We start from the raw sequence: 513 nt of genomic DNA on the forward strand, positions 1-513 counted from the left end.
GTCTTCCCACTCGCCGGAGGTGAGCAGCTCGGGCGTGAGGCGGTCGACCGTCTCCGCCGCCTCGACGCCCTCCATCAGCGCCGTGACGCCCTCGTCTGTGAGAGTGACGGCGCGGATGGTGCGCTCGTGGCGGACCACGAGCTGCCGCGATTCGAGCTGGTCGAGCACGTCGGCGTCGACGGACTCGCCCGCGGCGAGGGCCGCGAGCGCGGCGGCCTCCTCGTCGGCGTCGTCGTCCTGCTCACGACCGACGCGGTCAAGGGCCACGGCGTGCCGAGCGTCCTCGACGCGATGCTGAACCGCGGCGGCCGCATCAGCCCGAAAATCGCCCTCTACAAGACGCTCGCATCGAGCGTTGCCATCGGGAGCGGGGCGTCGCTCGGCCGCGAGGGGCCCATCATCCAAATCGGGAGCGCCGCCGGGTCCTTTTTCGGCCGGTTCGTTCGCTCGCGGCACACGCGGACGCTCGTCGCGGCCGGGGCGGCCGCGGGCATCGCGGGCACGTTCAACACG

The 513-nt window shown here is 72.7% G+C and carries 1 protein-coding gene and 1 pseudogene; one reads left to right on the plus strand and one right to left on the minus strand.

Annotation, left to right across the window (positions count from 1 at the left end; all coding sequences use genetic code 11):
* Positions 1-243, minus strand: a pseudogene (locus tag DVK00_RS22135) (phenylalanine--tRNA ligase subunit alpha); the annotation flags it as partial.
* A 27-nt stretch (positions 244-270) separates the two neighbouring features.
* Here DVK00_RS22135 and DVK00_RS22140 point away from each other — a divergent pair.
* Positions 271-513, plus strand: a 243-nt coding sequence (locus DVK00_RS22140; RefSeq protein WP_233560869.1) for a chloride channel protein, incomplete at its 3' end; no start/stop codon positions are given.

This window comes from Haloarcula sp. Atlit-47R (assembly GCF_003665985.1).
Taxonomy (GTDB): Archaea; Halobacteriota; Halobacteria; order Halobacteriales; family Haloarculaceae; genus Haloarcula; species Haloarcula taiwanensis.